Annotated in this window: 21 protein-coding genes; 6 read left to right on the forward strand and 15 right to left on the reverse strand. The window is 66.6% G+C overall.

The annotated features are described in order from the left end of the window. Positions 1 to 20 precede the first annotated feature (20 nt). From ACOGJB_RS06195 to ACOGJB_RS06205, 3 genes are all read right to left on the reverse strand, one after another. Complete coding sequence (locus ACOGJB_RS06195; RefSeq protein WP_419839941.1) at positions 21 to 1397, reverse strand: ABC transporter substrate-binding protein; 1377 nt, start codon at positions 1395 to 1397, stop codon at positions 21 to 23. A gap of 325 nt (positions 1398 to 1722) precedes the next feature. Then, the gene (locus tag ACOGJB_RS06200; RefSeq protein WP_419839942.1) at positions 1723 to 1953 is read right to left on the reverse strand and encodes a TlpA family protein disulfide reductase; all 231 of its coding nucleotides are present in this window, start codon (positions 1951 to 1953) and stop codon (positions 1723 to 1725) included. A gap of 63 nt (positions 1954 to 2016) precedes the next feature. Next, positions 2017 to 2904 carry a hypothetical protein gene (locus tag ACOGJB_RS06205; protein ID WP_419839943.1) on the reverse strand — a complete coding sequence of 296 codons (888 nt, stop codon included), beginning with the start codon at positions 2902 to 2904 and terminating at the stop codon, positions 2017 to 2019. 37 nt (positions 2905 to 2941) lie between these two features. Here ACOGJB_RS06205 and ACOGJB_RS06210 point away from each other — a divergent pair, with 37 nt between their 5' ends. The 4 genes from ACOGJB_RS06210 (at position 2942) to ACOGJB_RS06225 (ending at position 6377) form a co-directional block, all read left to right on the forward strand. After that, the gene (locus ACOGJB_RS06210; protein ID WP_419839944.1) at positions 2942 to 3424 is read left to right on the forward strand and encodes a 2'-5' RNA ligase family protein; all 483 of its coding nucleotides are present in this window, start codon (positions 2942 to 2944) and stop codon (positions 3422 to 3424) included. A gap of 172 nt (positions 3425 to 3596) precedes the next feature. Further along, a complete protein-coding gene (locus ACOGJB_RS06215) occupies positions 3597 to 4097 on the forward strand; it encodes a VOC family protein (protein ID WP_419839945.1) in 501 nt (166 codons plus the stop codon). A gap of 19 nt (positions 4098 to 4116) precedes the next feature. Further along, positions 4117 to 5241 (forward strand): alpha/beta hydrolase family protein, encoded by a 1125-nt coding sequence (locus ACOGJB_RS06220; RefSeq protein ID WP_419839946.1) that lies wholly within the window; start codon positions 4117 to 4119, stop codon positions 5239 to 5241. Between the two features lie 11 nt (positions 5242 to 5252). Beyond that, a complete protein-coding gene (locus ACOGJB_RS06225) occupies positions 5253 to 6377 on the forward strand; it encodes an acyl-CoA dehydrogenase family protein (RefSeq protein ID WP_419839947.1) in 1125 nt (374 codons plus the stop codon). 19 nt (positions 6378 to 6396) lie between these two features. On the opposite strand, the gene ACOGJB_RS06230 is transcribed toward ACOGJB_RS06225, so the two are convergent. After that, positions 6397 to 6741, reverse strand: a complete 345-nt coding sequence (locus ACOGJB_RS06230; protein WP_419839948.1) for a metallopeptidase family protein — start codon at positions 6739 to 6741, stop codon at positions 6397 to 6399. A gap of 104 nt (positions 6742 to 6845) precedes the next feature. Here ACOGJB_RS06230 and ACOGJB_RS06235 point away from each other — a divergent pair, with 104 nt between their 5' ends. Next, positions 6846 to 7457: an EthD domain-containing protein gene (locus tag ACOGJB_RS06235; protein WP_419839949.1), complete on the forward strand. Its 612-nt coding sequence runs from the start codon at positions 6846 to 6848 to the stop codon at positions 7455 to 7457. Positions 7458 to 7521: 64 nt separating this feature from the next. After that, a complete protein-coding gene (locus ACOGJB_RS06240; RefSeq protein WP_419839950.1) occupies positions 7522 to 8796 on the forward strand; it encodes an MFS transporter in 1275 nt (424 codons plus the stop codon). 92 nt (positions 8797 to 8888) lie between these two features. Here ACOGJB_RS06240 and ACOGJB_RS06245 read toward each other — a convergent pair whose 3' ends face one another. The 11 genes from ACOGJB_RS06245 to manB form a co-directional block, all read right to left on the reverse strand. Continuing rightward, the gene (locus ACOGJB_RS06245) at positions 8889 to 9788 is read right to left on the reverse strand and encodes a crotonase/enoyl-CoA hydratase family protein (RefSeq protein ID WP_419839951.1); all 900 of its coding nucleotides are present in this window, start codon (positions 9786 to 9788) and stop codon (positions 8889 to 8891) included. Positions 9789 to 9896: 108 nt separating this feature from the next. Continuing rightward, entirely contained in the window at positions 9897 to 10790 is an 894-nt protein-coding gene (locus tag ACOGJB_RS06250; RefSeq protein ID WP_419839952.1) for a cell division protein FtsX, read from the reverse strand. Next, positions 10787 to 11521 (reverse strand): cell division ATP-binding protein FtsE, encoded by a 735-nt coding sequence (ftsE, locus tag ACOGJB_RS06255; RefSeq protein ID WP_419840691.1) that lies wholly within the window; start codon positions 11519 to 11521, stop codon positions 10787 to 10789. The genes ACOGJB_RS06250 and ftsE overlap by 4 nt, the downstream gene beginning before the upstream one ends. 147 nt (positions 11522 to 11668) lie before the next feature. Then, positions 11669 to 12790, reverse strand: coding sequence for a peptide chain release factor 2 (gene prfB, locus ACOGJB_RS06260; RefSeq protein WP_419840692.1), 1122 nt, complete (start codon positions 12788 to 12790; stop codon positions 11669 to 11671). 29 nt (positions 12791 to 12819) lie between these two features. Beyond that, positions 12820 to 15642, reverse strand: coding sequence for a preprotein translocase subunit SecA (gene secA / locus ACOGJB_RS06265; protein WP_419839953.1), 2823 nt, complete (start codon positions 15640 to 15642; stop codon positions 12820 to 12822). Positions 15643 to 15704: 62 nt separating this feature from the next. Then, on the reverse strand, positions 15705 to 16304 hold the full coding sequence (gene hpf, locus ACOGJB_RS06270; RefSeq protein WP_419839954.1) for a ribosome hibernation-promoting factor, HPF/YfiA family: 600 nt from the start codon (positions 16302 to 16304) through the stop codon (positions 15705 to 15707). Between the two features lie 65 nt (positions 16305 to 16369). Next, positions 16370 to 17014, reverse strand: a complete 645-nt coding sequence (locus tag ACOGJB_RS06275) for a ComF family protein (RefSeq protein ID WP_419839955.1) — start codon at positions 17012 to 17014, stop codon at positions 16370 to 16372. A gap of 265 nt (positions 17015 to 17279) precedes the next feature. Then, positions 17280 to 18731, reverse strand: coding sequence for an adenosylhomocysteinase (gene ahcY / locus ACOGJB_RS06280; protein ID WP_419839956.1), 1452 nt, complete (start codon positions 18729 to 18731; stop codon positions 17280 to 17282). Then, entirely contained in the window at positions 18718 to 19779 is a 1062-nt protein-coding gene (locus tag ACOGJB_RS06285; protein ID WP_419839957.1) for an SIS domain-containing protein, read from the reverse strand. Before ACOGJB_RS06285 ends, ahcY begins: the two co-directional genes overlap by 14 nt. Then, positions 19776 to 20012: a Trm112 family protein gene (locus ACOGJB_RS06290; protein WP_419839958.1), complete on the reverse strand. Its 237-nt coding sequence runs from the start codon at positions 20010 to 20012 to the stop codon at positions 19776 to 19778. Before ACOGJB_RS06290 ends, ACOGJB_RS06285 begins: the two co-directional genes overlap by 4 nt. A gap of 62 nt (positions 20013 to 20074) precedes the next feature. Further along, positions 20075 to 21433: a phosphomannomutase/phosphoglucomutase gene (manB, locus tag ACOGJB_RS06295; protein ID WP_419839959.1), complete on the reverse strand. Its 1359-nt coding sequence runs from the start codon at positions 21431 to 21433 to the stop codon at positions 20075 to 20077. Positions 21434 to 21559 lie beyond the last annotated feature (126 nt).

Genomic DNA, 21559 nt, shown 5'->3' on the forward strand with positions numbered 1-21559 from the left:
AAACAGCTGCGAAGGGTCGCCTAACGGGCCGGTGTGTGCCAGGCGTCGAGTGCCGCCCCGAGGCGCCGTGCGCCGTCGAGGGGATCCATGCCTGCGGTTAGCACGCCGACGCTGACTGCCCGCAGTTCGTCCTCGAGCCTCGGCTCGCCTCGGGAGAGCATGTGAGACGAGATGCGGATGGTCGATTCGCAGTCGTCGCGCCATGACGCGAACTCCTGCGCGAGCAAATCTGGCGAAGCCACCGGCGAGTCCTGAAGACTGAAGAACCCCGGCAGCGCGTTCACCAGCACTCGGGCGAACTCGCTCGACGCCACCCACGCCAAGAACGTCCGTGCAGCCTCCGGGGCGCCCGATGCCGCATTCAGTCCCAAGCCGATGTCGGTATGGTCGCTGATGTAGCAGGTGTCCTGGCCGGCGCGAGGAGGCGGGGGGAACGCACCGAGCTCGAAATCGGACTCGGCAGTGAAGCCCGCTATCTCCCACGAACCCGCCGGATACACCGCTGCGCCGCCCCGAGTGAACAGATTCTGAGCATCGGCGTAGGTCAGTGCGGATGCACCGTCGGGCAGATATTCCGACCATCGCTGCAGCGTCGTCAAGGTGTCGACGTAGGCCTGATCGGTCAGCTTGGCGGTGCCGCCGATGAGCGCTCGCCGGCCCTGCTCGCCCTTCCAGTAGTTGGGGCCGATGTTCTCAAAGCCCATGGTCGCCGCTTCCCACCGATCGGCGGTGCCCATCAGCAGGGGAACGTAGCTTCCGTCGTCGGAGATGGCCTCCAGCAACTCGAAGAACTCCTCCTCAGTGCGGGGTTCGACAAGCCCGAGTTCGTCGAACGCTGTCTTGTTGTAGATGAAGCCGTGGATCACCGACGCCACCGGAACGCAGAACGGTGTGCTTGTGTCGTCGGTGGACCAGGCGATCTTGGCGACCGGGCTGAAGTTCTCCATGCCCGGCAAGTCGATCAGCGATGCCAGATCGCCGCGCTCGAACAGTGCCAGCGAGGTGTCGAACGGGCGACAGGCAATCACGTCGCCTGCGGTGCCTGCGGCGAGCCGAGCGTCGAGCGCTGCGTCGTACCCGATGGGGGCGGTCGGCGTGAACGCCACATCGATGTGAGGGAACTGCGCTTCGAATGCCGGGATGATCTGCTCATCCCAGATTGCAGCGTCATCTGATCGCCAACTCTCGATGGTGATCATCACCGCGCCCGCTGCGTCGGATTGCTCGGCGGCCTTGTCTGTGATCTCGGTCTCTGCGATCTCGGCCTCGCCGGCCGCTGCCGCGCTCGTCGACCCGTCATCGGTCTCGTTGCTGGTGCCGCCATCGCCGCCGCACGCTGCGACCACGATGCCAAGTGCCATCACAATGGCAAAGCGCCTCACTGGGTATGGCTTCATGTCGGGGCATCTGTTTATCCCGTGTCCGGCTCATCGGCGTGGACTGAACGCCGCCGGCCGCAAAGCTCTCGCGTCAATACTGCCCGCCGTCGAGGATCGCACCCGCGCGCCGTCGCCGGTGTCGGCGCTGACCCCGGATGTCCGGCCTCAGGTCGCTGTCACCGGAAGTCGCGGCTCGCTACCGACGCGGCCACATCGAGCGCTTCGATTCTCTCGGCGATCACGTTCGCCACCCCTTCATGGCGCTCCAATCGCCCTGACACTCCCTCAAGGAACGGAGCAGGTGTGTCGAGGTCACCCGTACCAAGTTGATAGCCAGGGGGCATCAGCCGGGAGTGAGGGCGTCGGTCACGACTGAAGCGGGGATTTCGCCGCCGCCGGCTTGCTCGGTGCCATCGGTGCGGATCAGCAGCCAGCGAGGCTGGTAGCTCACGCCGTACCTCGTCCACAGATCGCCCTGCTCATCGGGCAGGTGCGGCATGTTGCCGACCCCGTAGGTGCTCACGAAACCGTTCATTGCGGACTGGGAGTCACGCCCGGGGATGCCGATGAGCACCAGGTTGTCTCCGTGCTGTGTCTTCAGCGCTGCGACCGCAGGCGCTTCCCTCTGGCACGTCGGTCACCACGGCGCCCAGAACCACAGCAGCACATCCCTGCCGGCCAATGCGCCGACATCGAGGGTCGCTCCGTTCAGTTGGGGGACGGCCAGCGCCAGCACTCGAGGGCGATCTTCGGTCGGCTCGGCTTGCGTGGCGGTGCTTTCTTCTTCCTTGCTGGCTTCGTCGCTAGCCTCGTCGTCGTCGGACTCGTCTTTCTCTTGGTCGGCTTCCTCTACTTGGCCACTCTCGCCGTCGTCGTCGTCGCTGTCGTCATCGCCTGATTCGCCGTCGTCGTCGCCGTTGCCGTCATCGCCCGATTCGCCGTCGTCGTCGCTGTCGTCATCGCCCGATTCGTTGCCGTCGTCGCTGTCGTCATCGCCTGATTCGCCGTCGTCGTCGCCGTTGCCGTCGTCGCTGTCGTCATCGCCCGATTCGTGGCCGTCGTCGGCATCGTCGTCGCTGTCGTCGTCCCGGCTTTCGTCCTTGCCACCCGACTCGCCGTCGCTCTCGTCGCTCTCGTCGCCGTCGTCACCGTCATCGCGGGATTCACGGCCGTCGCCACCATCGCCGTCGCGGCCTTCATGACCACCGTCGGCATCGTCATCGTCGGGGTGACGATCGTCTCCATCGACATCGCCCAGCTCACGGTTGTCGACTGCATCGTCGCGGCTGTCGTCGTCACGATCGTCTTGCGAGCTACGAGCCGCATCATCGCTGGTCGTGACATCCGTCGTCGGCGTGATCGCGGCGGTGGTTGTCGCCGAATCCTGGACCAGCGTCTGCGGCGTCTCGTCGCTGTCACTGCTGCAACTGGCCACAAGAGCTGCACCGGCGAGACCGCAGGCGAAGAGCACCGTCGAACGCTGCAGGAATCGGGCCACGGTGGCGAGCGTAATCCGCCTCGGCATGGACTTCGATGCCGCAACTGGCCATTAGTTTCACGCCGTGCCGCGTCTGTTCGTCGCCGTGTGGCCACCCGATTCTGTCGTGGAGGATTTGGCGCAACTGCCACGACAAGCCGCACCAGGCGTCAGCTGGACGAAAGCGCACCGGCTGCACATCACACTGCGCTTCCTCGGCGAATGCGATCAGGACGAGGTCCTCGGCGCGCTGACGTCCAGCTCGTTCCCCAACGCTCGCGTGACGCTGGGCCCAACCCCGCAGCGACTCGGTCGAGGCGTGCTCATGCTGCCCGCCGAAGGAGTCGACGAACTGGCGGCTTCCGTCGGGGAAGCCACGCGCTTCATCGGCGATCCGCTCCCCGACCATCCCTTCGTCGGCCACATGACGGTGGCCCGATTCCGCAGGCGGCAGCCGTCGGCGGACTGGCCGCAGCTAAACGACACGTTCGACGTATCCCAGATCAGCTTGGTGGAGTCAACACCGTGGGGCGAGTACGCCGACGTCGCGACGTTCCCGCTCCGCTGAGTGCACGAGCGCAGAGGCCCTGCCTCCTCCGCAGCGGCCACAGCTGTCAGTCGGGATGTGACAGCCTGAGGTGGCCGCAGTCGCCGATCAGGCAGGCCTGCACACAGACAGCCCGCAAACAGCGAGACTGGCAACCGCCAAACGAACAACGGCAAGGGACACCAGGGGAGCCATGGGACTTCACCACGTCGCATACGCAACCAAGGACTTGGAGGCGACGCACCGCTTCTATGAGGAGTTGATGGGTTTCCCGCTGGTCCACGCCGAGCAGGACGAGCGCCGCTCCCCCGACGGCGGCCCGACGGGCTGGATCAAGCACGTCTTCTACGACATCGGCGACGGCGAGTGCATTGCGTTCTTCCAGATCGCGAACATGGGCGAGCAGCCCGACTTCAACACGGACCTCAGCGCCTCGGTGGGTCTGCCGGTGTGGGTCAACCACGTCGCGGTGCGGGCCACGCCCGAACAGCAGGACACCGTCCGCGCCCGCGTGACCGAGGCCGGGGTGAAGCCGCTCATGGAGATCGACCACGGCTGGTGTCACTCGCTCTATTTCGTCGACCCGAACGGCATCATGGTCGAGCTCTGCGCTGACACAAGCGGCTTCGAGCCCGACCCCGACGGGGCTCTGGCAGTTATGCGCGCACCAGTGCCCACCGACGCCTCGGCCTGACCGCCGAGCCTGACGACAGATGAGCATCACCCGAGAATTCGTCGCGCTGCCGAGCGCGAGCGCCCCGCGATCCGGCGTCGGCGGGCACCCCTGTCAGGGCGTGTACCACCGGCCCGAGGGCCATCAGCCCCGCACCGCACTGATCGCCACCCACTACAACATCGACTTCAGCGAGCACTACCTCGCCTCCTACATCGCCGAGCGCGGCATGGGCTTCCTCGGCTGGAATACCCGCTTTCGGGGTGCCGAGCCGTACTTCTTGGCCGACTTGGCGCTTGCGGACATCGATGTCGGGGTCCGATGGCTGCGCAGCCAGGGCGTCGACTGCGTTGTGCTGCTGGGCAACAGCGGCGGGGGCTCGCTCATGGCCACCTACCAGGCACAGGCCACAGCACCCAACCTGGTGCCCGAATACAGCCGGCGAAGTCTGAGCCCGGCGATCGATGATCTGGCAGGCGGCGACCTCTACGTCTCGATCGTGGCGCATACCGGGCGCGCCGAGGTGCTGACGAATTGGATGGACCCGTCGGTCACCGACGAGAACGATCCGCTCAGCGTCGACCCCGAACTCGACCCCTTCGCCGCGGATCGGCAGCCCCCGTTCGATGACGAGTTCATTGCCGCGTATCGGAGCGCTCAACGTGCGCGCAACGAGCGCATCACTGCCTGGTGCAAGGACGAGCTGGATCGGCTGGCGGCGACGGGACACCGCGAGCGCCTGTTCGTGGTGCCTCGGCTGTGGGCGGACCTGCGCATGCTCGACAGCTCGATCGACCCGAGCCGGCGAGAGGTCCCCGGTTGCTATCTCGGCGATCCACGACGGGCGAACTACGGGATCTTCGGCGTCGGAACGGTGAGCTCTTTGCGGACCTGGCTGTCAATGTGGAGCCTCAGCGACTCGCCGTGCAGCACCGAGCAGGCGCGGCACATCGACCTCCCCGCGATGGTCATCGACGCCGATGCCGACGCGGGCATCTTCTCCTCCGACACCGCCAAGATCGTTGACGCGTTACGCAGCCGACCCGGATCGCCCGATGTGCCGGCGCACACCATCGCCGGCGACCACTACCTAGCTGAACCCTCCGGCGCGAGGGCCGAGGCCGCTGATCTCATCACCGACTGGGTCCGCACCCATACCGCTTAGAGTCCCCGGCCATGCCCGACTTTCTCGACTCGGAGCACGCGGAGGTGCTGAGCACGGCTGAGCGCCTTGCCCAAGAACTTGTGGCACTCCTTGCTCGGGTGTTGCCGGAGGACCGTGAACCAGCTGTCCGGCAGGCATCCAAAGCGGCAGGCGTGTTCGGCATGACGCAGCCGAAGGCGTTCGGCGGCAGCGGAGCCGGCTCGCAGGCGCTGGCCATCGTGCGCGACACGCTCGGCAGCCGCAATGTCGGCCACCTGCCGGGAATCTTCGGTCCCTCACCGGGAGTACTCGCCAACGTCGAGGAACCGTTGCGTTCGCAGTTCTTGCTGCCGTACCTGGCCGGAGAGATGCGCAGCGGCTTCGGATTCACCGAACCCGGGGACGCGCCACGTCACACTTGGGCACGGTTCGACGGCGACGAGCTGGTGATCAATGGCCAGAAGTCGTATGTGACCGGCGGTGCCGATGCCGACTTCATCAACACGCTGGTCGAGGTCGACGGGATCGGCCCAGCGATGGTGCTCATCGAGGCCAGCCGACCAGGCGTGACGCTCGAGAGGCGATTCGGCACGCTCGACGGCAGCCACCACGCCGTCTTCACGTTCGCCGACGTTCGAGTACCGGCCACCCACCTCATCGGCGAGGCAGGGCGCGGTCTGCGAAGAGCGCTCAGCCAGATCAGCGCCACCCGGATGGCCATCGCAGCCGACTGCATCGGCCAGTGTCGCTTCGCCATCGATCTTGTGGAGCAGTCGCTCGTCGAGCGAGCAAACCTCCGGGCCGATGCCGACGGCCTGACACAGGTTGGGACCGACCTCGAGCGGGTGGCGCTCGGCGACATGCGGATCGCTGCCTATGCAGCTCGAAGCGCGCTCTACCGCACAGCACGCCTGCTCGACGCCGGCGAAAACGCTGTCAACGAGGTGATGGCCGCCAAGTCTCTGGCGACCGAGACGCTCAGCCGGATCTGCGACGACGCGATTCAACTCGTCGGCGGAACGGCGTTGGTCGAGGGACATCCGCTCGCCGGCATCCTGCGACGAGTGCGGGCGCTGCGGCTCGCGGAAGGACCCACCGAGGTACTCGCCACCAACGTGGCACGCGGCCGGCTCGACCTCGGCCTCGGCCGGATCTGACAACGCGAGGCCGTCGGCGTCAGTCCCACCCCAGCTCGTGCAGACGATCGTCGTCGATGCCGAAATGGTGCGCTATCTCGTGCACGACCGTCACCAGCACTTCTTCGACGACATCGTCGGGCGTCTCGCACATTTCCAGGATCGGCAGCCGGTAGATGATGATGCTGTCGGGCATCACCAGCCCGCCGTAGTCGTGGCGCTCGGTCAGCGGGATTCCCTCGTAGACGCCGAGCAGGTCCGGTTCGTCGCCCCTGTCCTCCACGAAGATGGCGACGTTGTCCATCAACGAGCGCAGCGCATCGGGAATCTCTTCGAGCGCCTGCTCCACCAATTCGGCGAACGGGGTCTCATCCATCTCGAGCACGCCCCCATCCTGCCCCCCAGATCGGTCCACCCAACCCGCAGGGCACCCCTCGAAGCCGGTGACAGGTCTCAGCGGTGCCCCAAGGCCAGCACTAGGTTTCAGGCATGCACGAGCTCGTCGTCACGGGGAACGATCCGGAGGCCGCCGCCGAGGTAGCAGCCAGCGTGGGCGGCGTGTGCTATGCGGCCGACCCCGACGACGGCCGCGAACTGCCGTTTCGCACGCTGGTGCGCGCCATGACCGACTCCGCCGACGCGCTCACCCGCGCCGCAACCGTCGGCACCTACCTGGCGTTCTCACGCATCATCCGCGAGCGCCCCCTGGGGGCCGACCCCGGCGAGGCGTCACCGGGCGTGACCGCGATCTTCCCGATGGTCCATCACCCCGACTTGACCCACGCGCAGGGCGACAGCCACTGGCGCGACACCCACGCCCCGCTTGCACTGAGGCACCACCCAGGCATGTGGGACTACACCCAGCTCAGCGTCGTCGCCACGCTCAACGGGCCGCCCTTCGACGGCTTCGCCATGGTCTCGTTCGCCTCGCTGGAGGACATGCGAGAACGGTTCTTCGGCGACGACCACGACCGAGAAGTCATCCGCGCCGACGTCGCGAAGTTCGCGGACATGCAGCGCTCGCCCCGCCGGGTGATTACCACCGAGACGATCCACCACCAGCGCCCCCCGGTTCCCGCCGTCACCTGGCCGCACGACTAAGTCGCTCGCATCCCCGCAAGCGAGACTCGAAGTCGAGCGCCATGAGCCAGCGAACGAGATCGTCGTGACCTCTGCGGCCCATACCGACGCGTTCAGTCGCGCACGGCGGATCGGCACCCTGCTGACGCTGGCAGCGGCAGCGGGAGTGTCGCAGTCATTCGGCCGCTTTACCTACTCGCTGCTCTTCGCCGACCTGCGAGACGGGTTCAGCTTGTCCAACACGGTCGCCGGCGCACTCGGCTCGCTGAATCTGCTGCTGTATGTCCTGGGCTCGCTGGTCGTAGCGCTGACCGTGGGCCGCACCGGCCTGAGCGGCGCTGTGCGCATCGGCGTCGCCGGGAATGTGGCCGGCCTGGCCCTGCTGGCATGGAGCCCGAACGTGGGTGTCGCGGCCTTCGCGCTGGCGCTGACGGGCTTCTGTGCGGCCGGCGTGTGGGTAGGAACCCCCGGGCTCGCCGCCGAGCTGCTGGGGCCCGAGCGCCGAGGCGCTGCGGCCGGCTGGATGACGGGCGGCGTCGGCAGCGGCATGGTCGCGGCAGCCGCCATCGACGGATTTCTGAACCGTCCCGACAGCGCTGAACCCGGGGAGGCCGCGCTCGCCGCAGCGGATCTCAGCCACGTGCGCAACGTGTACCGGATTGAGTTCATCATCGGCGCAGCGGTCTTGGTCGCCCTCGCCGTCGCTGTGCGCAGATGGTCACGCACACCGGGTCGCACGGGATTCGGCGGCGCCCGCGCGGCACTCGCCAAAGTCCCACAGGCCGGGCGGCTGATCACCGCCTACACGCTGCACGCCTTCGTGGTCACGACGGTGCTCACGTTCATCGTGGACCACCTCGAGAGCTACGCGGATCTCTTCGAAGCTCGGGACGCTGCAATTGCCTTCTCGTCGATCGGCATCGGCAGCATCGCCGGCGGTCCGATCTTCGGGCGCTCAGCCGACCGTCTCGGCAGGCGGCGCACCGTCACCATCGGGTTCGCGGTGTCGTTGGTCGCCGTCGTGTTCATGACGGCGTATCCCCTGCTCGCCGTGGGCGGGCAGGCACTGGCGTGGGGGTCGGCGTTCATCTTCGGCACGGCGTTCACCGGCATCATCGCCTCGATCGCAGCCCGGGTCAGCGACAACCTCTCGGGCGACGAATTCGGCTCCGCCTACGGGGTTGCCACAATCGTGTTCGGCCTCGGCTTGGCGGCAGGGCCGCAGCTCGGCGGCGCAACAGCCGACTGGTTCGACAGCTTCGGTCCCGCCTTCGGGCTCGCAGTCGGCGCCTGCGTCGCGGGCATCGCGCTCACCGGCTGGGGCGACGATCCCCCTCCGGGCGGCGACGCGTGGAATTGAACAATCTGCACCCGTCTCCAGTTGTTGCCCGCTCTTGTTCACTGCGCTCACGGGCCGCTCGGGCCACGGCTTCGCCTGCGGCTCAGCCTCCGCTAACTGAATTCGGGCTCGTCCCACCAGGGGAAGTAGTCGGGCAGATCCTGGGTCGGGCGCAGCGTGAAATCAGGCGGTCGCTTCTCGAGGAACGAGGCCACGCCTTCATGCGCGTCGGCGCCGCGTCCGAGGTGATAGATCCCCCGGGAGTCGATCTTGTGCGCCTCCATCGGATGTTCGGCGGCCTGCATTCGCCACAGCATGTGGCGGATCACCGACACGGAGACCGCTGAGGTGTTCTCGGCGATCTCGGCCGCAATCGCCCGGGCCGCGGGCAGCAGATCGTCAGGCTCGTGCAGGCTGCGCACGAGGCCGCCTTCGAGGGCTTCGTCTGCATCGAAGACGCGGCCGCTGAAGCACCACTCCAGCGCTTTCGACAGCCCGACCACGCGTGGCAAGAAATACGACGAGCAGGCCTCGGGCACCACGCCGCGCCGGGCGAACACAAAGCCGATGCGGGCCTTCGTCGACGCCAGCCGGATGTCCATCGGCAGCGTCATCGTGACGCCCACGCCGACCGCAGGCCCATTGATCGCAGCGATCAGCGGCTTGTTGCACTCATAGAGGCGTAGCGTCAGCAATCCCCCGCCGTCGCGCATCCATTCCATGTCGCCGCTGGAGCTGCGTTCCGACGCCCGCGCGGCCTTCTGCTCGTCGGTCTGTCTCTCGAAGTCGAAGGTGTTTGAACCGCCGCTGAGGTCCGCCCCAGCGCAGTACCCGCGACCCTCGCCGGTGAATATCACGGCGCGCACATTGTCGTCGGCATCGACCAGGTCGATGGCGTCCATGACGTCACGCAGCATCTGGCTGTTGAACGCGTTCAGTCGTTCCGGCCGGTTGAGCGTGACGGTCGCGACGCGATCGTCAACCTCGTACAGGATCGTCTCGAACTCCGGCACTTCGTCTCCTCACCTAGCTACCGCCCTTCGAGGCGGACGGCGGTGTCGGCGGCTTTTCTACACGCCCCACCGTTGCGTGCGTCGAACGGACTTCGATGCCGTGCCGCTCTACACGTCGAGGAAGCGACTTGCTGCGAACGCTGAGCCGAGAATCCCGACGACGACGCCGGCGATCACGGTGACGAACACCACGGTCGTGAACTGACTGGACGTGACCACGAACGACCGGAAGAACGCCAAGATCTCCGAACGCGAGAACAACCCCTCGACGTGGCCTCGCAGCGCGCCCGCAGCAATCGCGCCGATGATGCCTCCGATGAGTCCGTGCAGCATGCCCTCGAGCATGAACGGGAATCGGATGAAGCTGTTCGTGGCACCGACCAGCTTCATGACCTCGATCTCGCGCCGCCGGGCGAACATCGCCACCCGGATCGAGTTGAAGATGAGCATGACGCTGGCCCCCGACAGCACGATCGACAGCAGCAGCACGATGCCTTGGAACGAGGTGAACCACGTCCGGATGGCGTCCACTTCTTCCCGACCGGTCTGGACCGACATCACGCCTGGCCGCTGGCGGAATTGTGCAGCCAGCGACTCGATCAGCTCCGACTCGACCGAGCGGGGCACGACGCGGTAAGACGCGGGCAACGCCTCAGGCGACACCTGCGCGAGCAGCTCGGGCTGGTCGGCCATCTGCTGGGACACCAGCGCGTAGGCCTCTTCAGAGCTGAAGAACTCGATGCGGTCGATCTCGGGATGATTCTGCAGCTCGATGCCGAGCGCATCGATCTGGCTGGGATCGATCTGGGGGTTCAGGAACACCTCGAATTGGACGCCGCCCTCCCAGCGGTCAAGCGCGTTGCCGCTGGCATAGCCCGCCATCAGCCCCATGCCGACCAGCATCACGCCGACAGCCACGGTGAGAATCGCGGCGAACGTCAGCGTGAGATTGCGCCGGATGTTGGTCCAGGTCTCCCGCGCGAAGTAGCGGATCCGGCTCACGGATTGTCCCCATCGGCAGGCCCGGTCGCGGCAGCCTCGGCAGGCCCGGTCTCGCCGCCGTAGGCGCCACGCTGCTCATCACGCACAAGTGCGCCGTGCCGCAGCGCCACCACGCGGCGCCGCATGCGGTTCACAATCGTTTGATCGTGCGTGGCCATGACCACGGTGGTGCCGGTGCGATTGATCCGGTCCAGCAGCGACGTGAGTTCCTCTGAGGTGTCAGGGTCGAGGTTTCCGGTGGGCTCGTCGGCCAGCAAGATGAGCGGCCGGTTCACGAACGCCCGGGCAACGCTGACCCGCTGCTGCTCGCCGCCCGAGAGCTCATCGGGAAAGCGCCGGTGCTTGTCCTCGAGGCCGACCAGCTCCAAGATGGCGGGAACTTGCGTGCGGATGACATTCTCGGGGCGACCGATGACTTCGAGGGCGAAGGCCACGTTCTGGTAGACGGTCTTGTTCGGCAGCAGCTTGAAGTCCTGGAAGACCGAGCCGATGTTTCGTCGCAGATAGGGCACGCGCCAGCTGTTCAGCTTGGACAAGTCTTTGCCTGCCACGTGAATGTTGCCGTCGGTGACCTTCTCCTCACACGTCATCAGGCGCAGCATCGTGGACTTGCCCGAGCCGGACGGCCCGACGAGGAAGACGAACTCGCCCTTCTCGATGTTGAGCGTCACGGCGTTGACCGCCCGCGTCTCGCCCTTGTAGATCTTCGTGACGTTGTCGAAGCGGATCATGCGCGCCTTCAGGTAGTGCAGCCGGTTTGTGCCCACCGGCATCGCTGCACTGGATGCCGGCGAGTCGAATTTCAGCAGGGCCGTGTGAGAACAAGCTGAATCCAACGGTACGCCAGCAATCCGCCGAAACTCAGGCACCCCTAGAACTCAGACAGGTCCGTCCGTTCCCTGCTGAGAGCGCTGCCAGCGCAGGCACGCCTCCATCAAACCGTTCAGCTCACCGTCAAGCACGGCATCCACGTTGCCGATTTCCAATCCGGTTCTCAGGTCCTTGACCTGCTGGTACGGGTGCAGCACGTAGGAACGGATCTGGCTGCCCCACGCCACATCGCGCTGCTCGCCTGCCAGCGCGGCTACCTCGGCCTCGCGTTCGGTCCTCTGCAGATCGGCGAGTTTCGCTGCCAGCATCTGCATGGCCCGATCCTTGTTCTGGTGCTGGCTGCGCTCGTTCTGGCACGCCACGACGATGCCCGTCGGCAGGTGCGTGATGCGCACGGCGGAATCGGTGACGTTCACGTGCTGACCGCCCGCCCCAGAGGAGCGGTACGTGTCGATGCGCAATTCGCTCTCGTCGATCGGCACCTCGTCGGAGACCTCGTCGAAGAACGGGACGACCTTCAGGGAGGCAAACGCCGTGTGCCGGCGGGACTGCGCATCGAATGGCGAGATGCGCACCAATCGGTGAACACCCCGTTCGGCTGCGAGGAATCCGAAGGCGTGTCGCCCCCTCACGAGAAAGGTCGCGGAGCTGATGCCGGCCTCCCCCCCGTCGGTTGCCTCGGTCAGCTCGACGCTGAAGTCGTTGCGCTCGGCCCAGCGCTGGTACATGCGCAGCAGCATCTCGGCCCAGTCGCACGCGTCGGTGCCCCCAGCACCCGAGTTGATCTCGCACACCGCGTCGTTGTCATCGTGCTCGCCGCTGAACAGTGCCATCAGCTCGATGTCAGCAAGCCGGCGCTCGACCGCTTCGACGACCTCGTCGATCTCGGGAAGCAGGTCGGCGTCGCCCTCCTCGGTTGCCAGCTCGGCCAGCGCCGCAGCGTCTTCGACGTCTGCGCGCGCCCGTTCCCATCGCTCGATGTCGTCGCGCACACGCGACAGCCGAGTCGTGACCGCACGGGCGCGGTCGGGGTCGTCCCACAGCGACGGCTCGGAGGCTTCAGCCTCCAGTCCGTCTGCGGTGGTGCGCGCCTCGTCGATCCCCAGGTATTGATGTGCCTCGGCCACGCGCCGATCGAGGTCGGCCAACGCGTCGGCAAGGTCGCTCAAGGTTCGGCTCATCGTGACGGCTCAGCCTCTCAGCGGCCGTGGCAGTGCTTGAACTTGCGGCCCGATCCGCAATGGCAGGGATCGTTGCGACCCAGCTTTTCCTGGGCCGTCTTGACCACGGTGCCAGCCGACCCAGCGGCAATCCGGCGTGACTGCGACGGACCGCTGGGGCCCCGTGGCGCCGACGGTGCGGGACCGGCCTCGGATGCCCCGTTGCCGGCGCCAACCGTCGAAGGAGTGAGGTCTGGCGCCGTGTACTGCACGTCGGTTGTCCGGCTTGTGCCGCCTGCTGGTGTCGAAGCCGAAGGTCCGGCCGTCGGCGACGCAGCGCCGGAAGCTGCTGCACCGTCAACTGGCGATGGCGCAATCTGCACGTGCATCACGTAGGTCACGAAGTCGCGGTAGACACGTTCGAGCATTGCACCGAACATGTCGAAGCCCTCGCGCTGCCATTCCGCCACGGGGTCCTTCTGGCCGATGCCGCGCAGGTGGATGCCCTCGCGCAGATGATCCATGTCGGCGAGATGCTCCCGCCAGCGCTGGTCGATGAGACGCAGCATCACCTGGCGCTCCACCTCGCGCATCGCCTCGGGCCCGATCTCGGCCTCACGCGCCTCGTAGTGGTGCTCACCGTCGGCGCACACCAGCTCGACCGCGTCGTCCACGCTCCAGTCGCGCTGGCCCTTTCCCGACAGCCCGTCGCCTGAGAGCTCAGCGGCCGTGAGCTCGGTGGGCCAATAGGTGCCGATGGTGGCCAGCAGCCCGTCGATGTCCCATTCGGCGGGGACCTCGCTCGCACAGTGATCCAGCACCGCTGCCTCGGCGGCATCTCGCAGATAGCCCAGCGATTCGGTGCGCAGGTCGTCGCCGCCGAGGATCTGCTCGCGCCGCGTATAGATGACCTTGCGCTGCTCGTTCATCACCTCGTCGTACTTGAGAACGTTCTTGCGAACTTCGGCGTTCTTCTGCTCGACAGTGTTCTGAGCCCGCTCGATGGCCTTGGTGACCATCTTCGCCTCGAGCGGCACGTCATCGGGCAGCGTGCGGTCCATCACCCAATTCACGGCGCCTGTCGCGAACAGGCGCATCAGGTCGTCTTCCAGCGAGAGGTAGAAGCGGCTCGCCCCGGGATCGCCCTGGCGACCGGCACGTCCACGAAGCTGGTTGTCGATGCGTCGCGACTCGTGGCGCTCGGTGCCCAGCACGTAGAGGCCGCCCAGCTTGCGCACGGCGTCTCCCTCGACCTTGCACTCGGGCTCGTAGCGCTCGGCGCGCGCCGCCAGATCTGCTGCGTTGGCTGGATCGTCGGGATCGATCTTCTCGCGCAGCAGGTCTCGGCGCGCCATCCCCTCGGGGTTGCCGCCGAGCAGGATGTCGACGCCGCGGCCGGCCATGTTGGTGGCCACGGTGACCGAGCCCAACCGGCCGGCTTGCGCGATGATCTCGGCCTCGCGCGTGTGCTCTTTGGCGTTGAGCACGTTGTGGTCGATTCCCCGGCGCTCCAGCGCGGCTGACAGCTTCTCGGAATTCTCGACGCTGACCGTGCCGACCAGCGTCGGCTGCCCGGAGCCGATGCGCTCGGAAATGTCGTCGACGACGGCTTCGAGCTTGGCCGCCTCGGTCTTGTAGATGAGATCGCCCTGGTCGTCCCGTGCGACGGGCAGGTGGGTCGGCACCGGCACCACGTCAAGCCCGTAGGTGCCATTGAACTCCGCGGCCTCGGTGGTGGCGGTGCCGGTCATGCCGGCGAGCTTGTCGTAGAGGCGGAAGTAGTTCTGCAGGGTGATGGTGGCGAGAGTCTGGTTCTCTTCCTTGATCGGCACCCCCTCCTTGGCTTCGACCGCCTGGTGCAGTCCCTCGCTCCAGCGGCGCCCTTCGAGGATGCGGCCGGTGAACTCGTCGACGATCTTGACCTCGCCGTGCGAGACGACGTAATCCTTGTCGCGGCGGTAGAGCTCCTTGGCCCGCAGCGCCGCGTTCATCTGGTGAACGAGATTGGCCGAGACCTCGTCGTAGAGGTTGTCGATGTTGAGCGCCCGCTCGACCTTGGAGATGCCCGGCTCGAGCACGGCCACGTTGCGCTTGTCTTCCTCGACTTCGTAGTCGACGTCGCGGGTCATCGTCGAGGCGATGCGTGCGAACTGCTGGTACAGCTTGGCGGCGTCGGCAACCCGGCCGCTGATGATGAGCGGTGTGCGGGCTTCGTCGATGAGGATCGAGTCGACCTCGTCCACGATGCAGTAGTTGTGCCCCCGCTGGACCTGAGCGTCCCGTGACGGAGCCATGTTGTCGCGCAGGTAGTCGAATCCGAACTCGTTGTTGGTGCCGTAGGTGATGTCTGCGCCGTACTGGCGACGCTTGTGCGCAGCGTCGTAGGGGCCGGGCACCACGAGCCCCACATCGAGACCCAGGAAGCGGTGGATGCGCCCCATCCACTCGGCGTCGCGGGCGGCCAAGTAGTCGTTGACGGTGACGACGTGGACGCCCTTACCGGCAAGCGCATTGAGATACACCGGCAAAGTCGACACGAGCGTCTTGCCCTCACCGGTGCGCATCTCGGCCACCCAGCCGAAGTGCAGCGCCGCGCCGCCGATGAGCTGCACGTCGTAGTGGCGCTGGCCGATGACCCGTCGCGCCGCCTCGCGGGTGACCGCGAAGGCATCCACCAAGATGTCGTTGAGATCGGCGCCGCGGTCGAGTTCAGCTCGAAACTCGCCCGTGCGAGCCCTCAGCCCTTCGTCGGAGAGGCGCTCGACTTCCGGCTCGACAGCGTTGATCTCGGGGGCCAACTGCTCCAACAAGCGCAGTTTCTTGCCTTCCCCGGCACGGAGCACGCGCTGAAACAGAGCCACGAGCGCAGGCTACCGCTGCCCCCCGACACCAGAGCCGAGAATTTTCTGTCGCGGCCCGGCCCTCAGTCGTCGATCTCGATGAGGCCCGCGTCGCCGTCTGAGCGCAGGTACACCACACCGGGCTTGCCGGTCTCCGCGTTCACGAAGAGGAAGAAATCGTGGTCCAGCAGCTGCATACGGGTCACGGCTTCGGCGGGATCCATCAGCTCCAAGTCGAACGTCTTGCGGCGGACGATGCGGGGCACCCACTCGGGATCATCAGGCGCTGGCGCCGCCTCGGGCGCCGCAGCACCGTTGACGAGGTCGTTCTCGAGCCGGGCGAGCGGATGATGGGCCTCGTCGCGGTGCAGATTGGGACGGTGCCGGCGCACGACGCGGGTCTTGAGCTTGCGCAGCTGCTTGCCGAGCTTGCCCACTGCGAGATCGACCGCCTGGTGCTGATCGACACCAGCGACCGAGGCGCGCACATGGTGACCGTGGCCGAGCAGCGTCACCTCCACCTGCTCCCGCTCAGCGATGCGCGGATTCTTCTCCTCCCGGAATACCACTTCGGCACGATCCAGCCCAGCGACGAATCGATCCAGTGCCCCGATCTTCCGCTCTACCGCAGCCCGAACATCGTCGGGCACCTGAACTTTGCGACCCGTGATGGTGATTTGCATCGCCTCGGCTTTCTGAGCAGGCGCACGGCGGTTGTCGCCCTGCTCGAACTGAAGGGAGTGCCATGTTAGGCAGCAGCGGGGACGCGGTCACGACCCCGTCGAGCACACGCTGCCACATGGACGGCCTGTGCCCCCGCACCCACCAGCGCAGCCGTTGCCGCTCGCAGCGTGGCGCCGGTGGTGACCACGTCGTCCACGAGCAGGACCCGGCATCCGCCGGCGCGCGAGCGGCCTTCAAAGCGAGGACCTGCCAATCGCACTTCGCGGCTGGCGCCCGACTGCGCTGCCGAACCGACGCGCCGGAGCAGCTTCGCCGGACGCACTCCCAACGCCCGAGCCGTGCTGCGGGCCAGTGTCTCGGCTTGGTCGAAGCCGCGCGCGCGGCGATGTGCTGCGGTCGTCGGCGCCCAGGTGACTGTGTCAATCGCTGCGTGGTCGATCGCTGCGGGGTCGATCGCTGCGGGGGCGTCCCGCGCGGCAAGATGTGCCAAAGCCAGCGAATCGCCCAGCCAGCGGGCAATGGCCCGTTCGCCCCGGTACTTGAGCGCATGAACGAACTCGCGCCCGACATCGTCGTGGGAGAACAGCAGCGCGACCGATTGCGCACCCGCAATCCACGCCGGCTCAGGATCGGCGAGCGCTGCGATGCACCCGGCGCAGGGACACCACCCGAGTGCCTCGCACCCAGGACACCGCACCTCAAACAGCACCCGCTGGACCATACGGCTGCGGACATCGCCCTCCAAGAGAATTAAGAGGCGACGAGGTGAACGAACAGCACACCAAGCGGCGAGGGCGGCAGGGGACTCTGCGACGTTGCGACCGGTTCCCTAACCGGTACATGGGTAGTGCGCCAACGACGCCGGCCAAGAGATGCGGTGAGGTGCTGATCTCTCGCCTGCCGGATCGCGGGAGCAGAGGCCACTGCCGCCCTCGCCGCGGGCGCGACGACGCTCTCTCGGCTGTAGCGGCAACTCAGTAGCGGTAACGGTCTGCTTTGTACGGACCGTCGACGTCCAGACCGAGGTAAGAGGCCTGTCCGGACGTCAGCCGGGTGAGCTTGGCCCCGAGCTTGTCGAGGTGCAAGCGGGCCACTTCCTCATCCAGGCGCTTCGGAAGCACATGAACATCGGTGGAAAGCTCTTCCGCGCGTGCATGCAATTCGAGCTGGGCGAGCACTTGGTTCGTGAAGCTCATCGACATCACGAAGCTCGGATGCCCGGTAGCACAGCCAAGATTCACCAATCGGCCTTCGGCCAGCACGATCACCGAGTTCCCGCCCGGGAACACGAACTCGTCGACCTGCGGCTTGATCGAACGTCGCTGGACATCGGACATCGCAGCCAGGCCCGCCATGTCGATCTCATTGTCGAAGTGACCGATGTTGGCCACAATTGCCTGGTGTTTCATGGCTGACATGTGCTCGGCCGAGACGATGTCGCGGTTGCCCGTGGCGGTCACGTAGATGTCGGCGATGTCGAGCACGTTCTCAAGCCGATCGACTTCGAAGCCTTCCATGGCGGCCTGCAAAGCCGTGATGGGATCGATCTCGGAGACGATGACCCGACAGCCCTGACCACGCAGCGCCTGGGCGCACCCCTTGCCGACATCGCCGTAGCCCGCCACGAAGGCCACTTTTCCGCCCAGCATCACGTCGGTCGCTCGGTTGATGCCGTCGAGCAGCGAGTGTCGGCAGCCGTAGAGGTTGTCGAATTTGGACTTCGTCACCGAGTCGTTGACGCTGTAGGCGGGGAAGGTCAGCTCCCCGCGCGCTGCCATCTCATAGAGCCGGTTCACGCCGGTCGTGGTTTCCTCAGAGACGCCCCGAAGGCCCGCCGAGATCTCCGCCCACAGTCCGGGCTCGGTGCGCTGGAGCTCATCGAGCAGCTCGTGCACCGCCACCTCGTCGGGCGACGCCGCGTTCGGTCCATCGCCAAGCAGTGCCGGCACGCACCCTTCGGACTCGTAGCGAGCCCCGAGGTGCACCATCAGCGTGGCGTCCCCGCCGTCGTCCACGATCAGCGTGGGACCAGGGCCCTCCGGCCAGCGAAGCGCCCGGTAGTTGCAGCGCCAGTACTCAGCGAGCGTTTCGCCCTTCCAGGCGAACACGGGCACGCCCCGTGGGCTGTCCACCGTCCCGTCGCGCCCCACCACGACTGCTGCCGCCGCCTCGTCCTGGGTGGAGAAGATGTTGCACGACGCCCAGCGCACCTGCGCGCCCAGATCTGTCAGCGTCTCGATCAGCACGGCGGTCTGCACCGTCATGTGCAGTGAGCCGGTGATCCGCGCGCCGGCTAAGGGCCGGGAATCGGCGTGCTGCGCACGCAGCGCCATGAGCCCGGGCATCTCCGTCTCGGCTAGCTCGATCTGAAGCCGTCCTGCCGGCGCCAAGCTGAGATCGGCTATCTCAAAATCATTGTTGAGCAAGGTATTCCTTGAGGTCGGTGAGCACGCCGATGGGCCCAGGGTCGCGCTGGGCTGCTGCGGCAATGCGAAGGCTAAGGACGTCGACCTGGAAAATGAGGTCGAACAGCTGCGCCATCTCGCCGTCGCCGTTCGCGTGCAACTCGCAGTACGGCACCGCTGTGCGGGCTCCTTCCAGGACGCGACGGGCAAAGTCGTAGCGTCGCCGGGTCTGGGGGTGTTCGAAGCCGTGCCGCAGCGCGATCACCGCCAGTGGCGAGCCGTCGTCCGGCGGGCCTGCCAGATCCCATCCTGCGAGCTCGTTGTGGCAGAGCTCGGGCATCGCGCTGGCGTAGGAAGGGATCTTGACGTTCTCGTTGATCTGGGCCTTGGCACGGCCAGCCGCCACCGCCCCGAGCCCGCCACCGCCGTAGAAGACCGGCAGCATCTCACCGTTGCCGATCGCATTAACGAGCCTGTCGAGATTTACCGGGCCGGCTGCGGGGTCGGATTGACGTGCGCGCAGCTGCGCCACCGTCGCGCTGACCCATTCCCCAACGCTCGACAGCAGACCAGCACGCTCCAGCGCCACCAGCGGTGCGACCGAAATGGCGCCGACGGCCGCTCGCGGCATTGGAATGGCACCGTCCACCTCGTAGAGCGGCGCGCCCCACTCACGGGCCAGCTCGGCCAGGCGCCCGCCTGAGGTCACCGCAACGACCGAGGCGCCGGCGTCATGCGCCGCAACAGCCGCTTCGAGCGTCTCCTCGGTGTTGCCGCTGAACGAGACCGCGATGGCCAGGGCGGATGGTCCGACGAACGCCGGACACTCGTAGCCCTTGGCGACGGTAACCGGGACGCGCATCAGCGGAGCCGCTAACGCCGAGACGATGTCGCCCGCGACTCCCGAACCGCCCATGCCCATCACGATCACCGCAGATATCGGCACATTGCCGACCGATGTGGAGTGATCAGGGCTCGCCACGTTCTCGGCCGCCGCGAGCGCAGCTTCGAGCTGGGAGGGCAGCGATTGCACAGCCGCTGCCATTCCCATCGAGTCGATGCCGGTCACCGTTGAAATGTAGGTCGGAGTTCGCCGCTTGCAATCCGCTCGTTGAGCGCTGCAGCAAGGGTGGGGTCGGCATCGATCGCCTCGTCCATCAGCAGTGCCGGAATGCCATCAGTGACCGCATAGGCCCGCCCGAGACGCGGGTTGTACAACAGGCTCTGCTCGAGCACGAAGTAGAGCGGCCCCTTGTCCTCGGGACACGCCAAGACTTCAGCCAAGACCGGGTCAAGCCCCACGTGTGCCTCCCGGGCGCGGTGCGAACCCGTTGTGCGGCGACGTCCGCTGATCCATGCGGCGATCATGCCAGCAACGTCATGATCTCGCTCGCTCGCGCCGCTACTGCCGCAGCGTCCGGCGCTTCGAGATTCAGTCGCAGCAGGGGCTCGGTATTAGACGGTCGCAGGTTGAACCACCACTCGCCGCCGTCGACTGTCAGACCGTCGAGGCGGTCGTGGGGGTGACTCGCAAAGTGTGCTGCCACCCGGCGCATCACCTCGTCCACATCTGCAACGCGCATGTTGATCTCGCCCGAGGATGCATAACGATCAAGAGGTGCCAGCAGCTCCGACAGCGGCACCGCCGCGGCACTCAGCTGCTCCAGCGCGATCAGCCCGGCGATCAGGCCCGAGTCTGCCCGGTAGTTATCGGCGAAGTAGTAGTGACCGCTGTGCTCGCCGCCGAAGACGGCGCCAGTTCGCGCCATCTCTGCCTTGATGAAGCTGTGCCCCACGCGCGTGCGGATCGGCTGGCCGCCCGCTTCGGTGATCGCCTCCGGCACTGCACGTGAGCAGATCAGGTTGTGCAGAATCGGACCCGGTCCACAGCGGCGCAGCATGGCTTGGGCCACCAGGGCTGTGAGCAGCGATCCGCTGACAGCCCGGCCGTGCTCGTCGACTAGGAACACCCGGTCTGCATCGCCGTCGAACGCAAGCCCCACGTCGGCACCGGTTCCGCGCACGCGCTCGCTCAGATCAACCAGGTTCTCGGGCTGGATCGGGTCGGCCGGATGGTTGGGGAACGTGCCGTCGAGCTCGCCGTACATCAGCTCCCACTCGAATGGAAGCGGCTCGAAGACCGCCGGCACCACGAGGCCTCCCATGCCGTTCGCCGTGTCTGCCACGACACGCAAGGGCTCGAGCGCGGCGACGTCGACGAACGAACGGACGTGGGCTGCAAACGTGTCCAGCAGATCGAGGGTGCTGTGCCCGCCGCCGCCCTGAGATGCCGGCGCGCCCTGTGCCGCCCGTCGGGCGATCTCATCGAGCCCGCTGCCGGCACCCACCGGTGCGGCGCCCGGCCTGCACAGCTTGATGCCGTTGTAGGACGCCGGGTTGTGCGAGGCCGTCAGCATCGCCCCCGGCAGGTTCAGGTGGCCCGACGCGAAATACAGCAAGTCGGTTGATGCCAGCCCGATGTCGATGACGTCAACCCCTGCGGCCCGCGCGCCGTCGGCGAACGCCGTGGCCAGCGCGACGCCGCTCGAGCGCATGTCCCTCCCGAGCACGAGCTGCGACATAGCGGACCACTCCGCGAAGGCGTAACCGACGCCACGCGCCACTGACGGGCTGAGCTCGTCAGGACAAATGCCACGTATGTCATATGCCCCAAAGATGCCGTCCAAAATCTCGGTCGGCACTGCGTCAATACGTCCCGCCATAACGCTTGCAGAGCCTAAGTGACCGCGCAGCGGTGCGCGGCGTCTTCAGGCAACGCCCTTGCAATTTGCACCCACGTTTCCCTAGGGTGGCTTCAGAGAGTGGGATGCGAACCTGCCTGAAGCGAG

The sequence above is a fragment of the Candidatus Poriferisodalis sp. genome (assembly GCF_965208895.1).
Taxonomy (GTDB): Bacteria; Actinomycetota; Acidimicrobiia; order Acidimicrobiales; family Poriferisodalaceae; genus Poriferisodalis.

Bases quoted from the DNA above. Each gene is read 5' to 3' on its own strand.
- ACOGJB_RS06195 (WP_419839941.1), bottom strand. From the start codon at position 1,397: ATGAAGCCATACCCAGTGAGGCGCTTTGCCATTGTGATGGCACTTGGC.
- ACOGJB_RS06205 (WP_419839943.1), bottom strand. From the start codon at position 2,904: ATGCCGAGGCGGATTACGCTCGCCACCGTGGCCCGATTCCTGCAGCGT.
- ACOGJB_RS06215 (WP_419839945.1), top strand. From the start codon at position 3,597: ATGGGACTTCACCACGTCGCATACGCAACCAAGGACTTGGAGGCGACG.
- ACOGJB_RS06220 (WP_419839946.1), top strand. From the start codon at position 4,117: ATGAGCATCACCCGAGAATTCGTCGCGCTGCCGAGCGCGAGCGCCCCG.
- ACOGJB_RS06225 (WP_419839947.1), top strand. From the start codon at position 5,253: ATGCCCGACTTTCTCGACTCGGAGCACGCGGAGGTGCTGAGCACGGCT.
- ACOGJB_RS06235 (WP_419839949.1), top strand. From the start codon at position 6,846: ATGCACGAGCTCGTCGTCACGGGGAACGATCCGGAGGCCGCCGCCGAG.
- ftsE (WP_419840691.1), bottom strand. From the start codon at position 11,521: ATGATCCGCTTCGACAACGTCACGAAGATCTACAAGGGCGAGACGCGG.
- hpf (WP_419839954.1), bottom strand. From the start codon at position 16,304: ATGCAAATCACCATCACGGGTCGCAAAGTTCAGGTGCCCGACGATGTT.
- manB (WP_419839959.1), bottom strand. From the start codon at position 21,433: ATGGCGGGACGTATTGACGCAGTGCCGACCGAGATTTTGGACGGCATC.